Genomic DNA, 4216 nt, shown 5'->3' on the forward strand with positions numbered 1-4216 from the left:
CGAGCCGGTGCCCCGGCCCGGGGCGGCGCGGGGGCGGGGGCGCGCCCGCCCCGGGCGCGCGCGGGGGGGGGGCGGGGGGGCGGGGGACCCCCCCCCCCCCCCCCCCCCCCCGCCCGCCCCGCCCCCCCCCCCCCCCCCCGCCGGCGACCACACGCCGCCGCGACGGGCAGCGCACGCCGCCGCCGCAGGCCGCCGGGCGGACCCGCCGGCGCGCCCCCCCCCGCCCCCGCCGCGCGGCCCCCCCCCCCCCCCCCCCCCCCCCCCCCCCCCCCCCCCCCTCTCACACGCCCACGCCGGAATTCCAGATCTGGGTGGGGGAGGGGTGTTCAGCGGTGTGCTCTTCCGAGCTCGCCGCCTGGTGGGGGGGGGGGGCCTGGTCCGGCGGGGGGACGGCGTCCGCGGGCGCCGCGTCGGCCGGCGGCGGGAGGTCCGGCGCCGGCACGTCGTCCTTCAGGGGCGGGGGCGGCTGCTCGTCCGCCGGGGTCGGCGGCGGCTCCTGCCCCGGTTCCGTGAGCTTGCCGCCCGCCGTGCCGTACTGACCGGCAAGCTTGGCGATGATCTCCCGCATCTTCTCGTTGAGCTCGGCCTCGATCTCCGGGTACCGCGACACGTCGACGGTCGTCCCGCCATCGGCGCCCTGGACGTACGGCGCGGGCCCGGGATCGACGGGCGCGGGGCCCGTGCCGGCGTTGTACGCCTGGGCCGCGGCGTTGTACGCCCCTACCTCGTCGTTGTACCGGTCGATCGTGTCCTGGCCCGCCTCGGTGATCGCCGTGGCCACCGCGGTCTGAGCGTCGGTGAGGTCGTCGCCGGCCTGGTCGAGCGCGCCCTTGTACGGCGTGAGCGAGTCGGCGTGCGCCTGGGTGTCGTCGATCATCTTCGTGATGAGCCCGGCGAACCCGTCGGCCGCGGGCCCCTTCCAGGTGCCGTCCGGCCCGGTCAGCGTGTCGCGTACGTGCGTGGCGTTCTTCGCGACGCCGTCCAGCTTCGTCCTGGCGTCCTCGAAATCGGTGCCGGCGTCGTGGATGGTCGCCGGCTGCCCGTCGTTGATCGCCGCCTGGATCTGCTGCCACGTCCAGCCGGCGTAGTCGCCCGCCCCGCCGGGCGGGGCCGGCGCTGGGTCCGGAGCCATGGTTCACCTCCTCGTCATCGGCCACGCGCCGCCCGGTGGGCGGCCGTGCCTGGGTGTACGGGGCGCTCAGCGGCCGAGCACGCCGAGGCCGAGGGCGGTCTCGGCGCCCCAGACCTCTTCGTCCTCGACCAGCCAGGTCGTACGGTCGCGGTCCTTCTCACCGCCCGCGCCGCCGCCGCCCATTCCGCCGCCGCCCATCGGCATCGGCTCGCGGCCCCCTTCGCCGGCGGCCGCGCGGCCACCCGCGGCGGCCTCGCCGGGGGCGCCGAACTCCCTGGCGCCGGGCTTGACCGCGCCTTCGCTCGCCAGCGCGCCGGGCCTGGCCGGTGCTCCTCCGCCCACCAGGTTGGCCAGGTTGGGCGGTTTCACCCCGGCCTTCTCGAGGTTCGCCAGCGTCGACGGGCTGAACTTGGGCAGCGGCTGGTGCGTGAGGTCGACCGGCTTGAAGCCGGGCGGCGCACCGATGCCGCCGGGGGGCGTCAGCGCCGGCTTCTTCAGATCGCCGACCGTCAGCGGCTTGCCGTCGGGGCCGGTGAGCGGCTTGCCGGTCTTCGGGTCGAGCAGGGTCCTGCCGTCCGGGCCGACCAGTGCGGGGCCGTTCGGCGTATCGACCAGACCGGGTCGCGTCAGGCCGTTGCCGTCCGCTCCACCGGGCGTGACCAGGCCGGGTGCGTCCGGCCCGGTGCCGACCAGCGGCTTGCCGCCGGGTCCGAGCTGCTGCCCGTCGGGTCCGAGCTGCTGCCCGTCGGGTCCGAGCGGCTGCCCGTCGGGTCCGAGCTGCTGCCCGTCCGGCGGGGCCAGGTCGGGTGCGTCCGGGCCCGCTCCGGGATCGGTGAGCGCCTGGTCGTCCGGGCCGGGCACCTGGTCGTCGGGTCCGAGCGGCTGTCCGTCCGGGCCGAGCGGTTGACCATCCGGGCCGAGGGGGGCGTCACCCGCGCCGCCGGGGGCGTCGGCACCGTTCTTCAGATCGGGTGCCCCGGGTCCCTTCTGCGGGTCCGGCGGTTTCGGCGGCGGCTGCTGCTTCGGCTGCTTGGGCGGCTTCGGCAGCTTGGGGTTGGGAATGTCGATCTTGATGGGAGCCGGGTCCTTGTTGGCGGCCGGCATGGTCGGGAGCACCCCGGTCGGCGCGGCCATGTCCGTACCGGAGGTCCGGTAGTTGCTCACCAGCGTGTTGATGGACTTGCGCATGTCGAGGGTGAGCTGGTGGTCGATGTCCGGATAGCGGGAGATCATGACGATCGTCGTGCCGTTGTAGTCGTACCAGGGCGGAGGGCCCTTCTCCGCCCCGCCGTCGGAGTAGGTGAAGTCGACGGTGCCGGTCGTGGTCCCCGGCTCCGCCGGTGTGCTGTTCCATCGGTTGATCACCGCGAGCGCGGCGTTGTAGTTCTTGGTGTTGACGTCATTGATCGCGTAGCTGAGCGCGTTGCCGGCGGAGTACAGGGTGGCGAGGTAGCTCGGTGGCCCTTCCAGCGGGGCGGCGTGCGTCTTGACCGCCGCGAGGGTCTTGGCCATCAGGCCCTTGAACGAGTCCGCCGCCGGTCCCGTCCACCGGGGGTTGTCGACCCCGACGATCAGGTCGGTCTGCGCCTTGAGCCCATCGTGGACCAGGTTCAGATTGGTGCTGCCGGTCCCGTAGTTATTGGCCGAGGTGTACAACGACTGCGGGTCGGAGACCTCCGGCAGCTTCTGCGCCGCGGTGTTCAGGTCGGTGTTGACGCTGCCGGTGATCGAGGCCTGGATCTGCCGCCAGTCCCACGTGTCGTAGTCGGTGTTCCTCGGGTCGAGCTTGTAGCCCAGGTTGTTCTTGTGGAGATCCGGCTCGTCGGGATCGGCCATGACCTTCCTCCTTTCTCCGTGCCTCTGCCGGTACGGGCGTGCCGGTCAGGCCGCAGGGTTCTGCGGCAGCAGGGGATCGACCTGGTTGACGAGGTCCTGGACCTTCTGGACCAGGTCCTTGTTGAGGGACTCGACGTCGGTGTAGTTGCGGACCATCACTTCCAGGCCCTCGGCGAACTTCGTCAGCGCCGTGTTGAGGTCGGTCAGATGCTTGGAGTACGACCCGGCCCGTCCGTTGCCGTCGCCGTATCCCACGAGGCTCTTGAAGCTGACCGCGTCCGAGAAATTGCCCGGAAGGATCTTCACCGCGTCGACGGCGCCCTTGGCGCCGAGGACGTCCGGTATCAATTCGCGGATCTTCCCGGCGAACTTCGCCAGGTCGTCCGGCTGGACCAAGATGTCTTTCTTGTCCTTATCGTCTTTTTCGGGCGCGGGCGCCATTCGACGACTCCTTTCCTCTGCGGGGCAGAGGCCGGCGCGGTCGCCCGCGCCGGCCCCGATTGTCAGCCGTAGACGTTCTGCCAGGATCGAAGGTTCTGCTGCTCGGTGAGGTCCACGTTGTCGAGCATGTTGTTGAGCGTCGTGTGGCTGTCGTTGAGGCAGGTGTTCATGGCGTCGGCGGCCGCGTTCCAGATGTTCTGCTGGTGGTCGTACTCGGTGCGGGCCGTGTCCTTCCAGTTCTCGTAGTCGAGGTTGTTCTTGACGTCCTTGTCGAGATCGTCGAGTTCCTGCCGGATGAGCCCGTCGAGCCGCACCAGCTCGGCCTTGTCGTCGTGCGCGGCCTGCCGGTTGAGCATCAGCCTGCTACCCATTTCGTCCTCCTTAGATCGGCAGAGTCAGGTTCTGGACGGTGCCGCCGAGCTCGTTGGCCTGGGCCTTGTTCGTGTCCTCGGTGTGGTCGGCGTTGGTCGCCGTGCCACCGAGGGCGGTCTGCACCTTGCCCAGCGCATTGGTGATCGTGCCGAACTGGGCGTTCCAGTCCTCCATGACCGAGTGGAACTGGTTCGCCGATTCGGCCTGGTAGTTGAACTGCAGGTTCTGCAGGTGGCCCTGCGCCTGCGTCCGATAGCCCTCAAGCGTCTGCAGCCGTCCGGCGATCTTGCCGGCCGTCGTCTGCATCGCGACGGTATCGACGATTCTCTGGTCGTCGGCCATGGACTTCACCACCTTGTGTTCCCGGTCTGACCGACCGATTCGAATGTGCTTTCATCTGTAGCTACGCAGCACTCCGGTGGTGGGTTCAGCGTT

The 4216-nt window shown here is 71.3% G+C and carries 5 protein-coding genes; all 5 read right to left on the reverse strand.

All coding sequences use genetic code 11. The annotated features are described in order from the left end of the window. Window positions 1-280: 280 nt before the first annotated feature. The 5 genes from QWU11_RS19410 to QWU11_RS19430 all read right to left on the reverse strand — a co-directional run bounded on the left by QWU11_RS19410 (window position 281) and on the right by QWU11_RS19430 (window position 4123). The gene (locus tag QWU11_RS19410; RefSeq protein ID WP_290114936.1) at window positions 281-1132 is read right to left on the reverse strand and encodes a hypothetical protein; all 852 of its coding nucleotides are present in this window, start codon (window positions 1130-1132) and stop codon (window positions 281-283) included. Window positions 1133-1198: 66 nt separating this feature from the next. Beyond that, window positions 1199-2968, reverse strand: coding sequence for a hypothetical protein (locus QWU11_RS19415; protein ID WP_290114937.1), 1770 nt, complete (start codon window positions 2966-2968; stop codon window positions 1199-1201). A 45-nt stretch (window positions 2969-3013) separates the two neighbouring features. Then, the gene (locus QWU11_RS19420; RefSeq protein ID WP_290114938.1) at window positions 3014-3409 is read right to left on the reverse strand and encodes a hypothetical protein; all 396 of its coding nucleotides are present in this window, start codon (window positions 3407-3409) and stop codon (window positions 3014-3016) included. A gap of 62 nt (window positions 3410-3471) precedes the next feature. Further along, window positions 3472-3780: a WXG100 family type VII secretion target gene (locus QWU11_RS19425; RefSeq protein WP_290114946.1), complete on the reverse strand. Its 309-nt coding sequence runs from the start codon at window positions 3778-3780 to the stop codon at window positions 3472-3474. Window positions 3781-3790: 10 nt separating this feature from the next. Further along, window positions 3791-4123 (reverse strand): WXG100 family type VII secretion target, encoded by a 333-nt coding sequence (locus QWU11_RS19430; RefSeq protein WP_290114972.1) that lies wholly within the window; start codon window positions 4121-4123, stop codon window positions 3791-3793. Window positions 4124-4216: the final 93 nt, after the last annotated feature.

The organism is Actinomadura sp. DC4 (genome assembly GCF_030406325.1).
Taxonomy (GTDB): domain Bacteria; phylum Actinomycetota; class Actinomycetes; order Streptosporangiales; family Streptosporangiaceae; genus Actinoallomurus.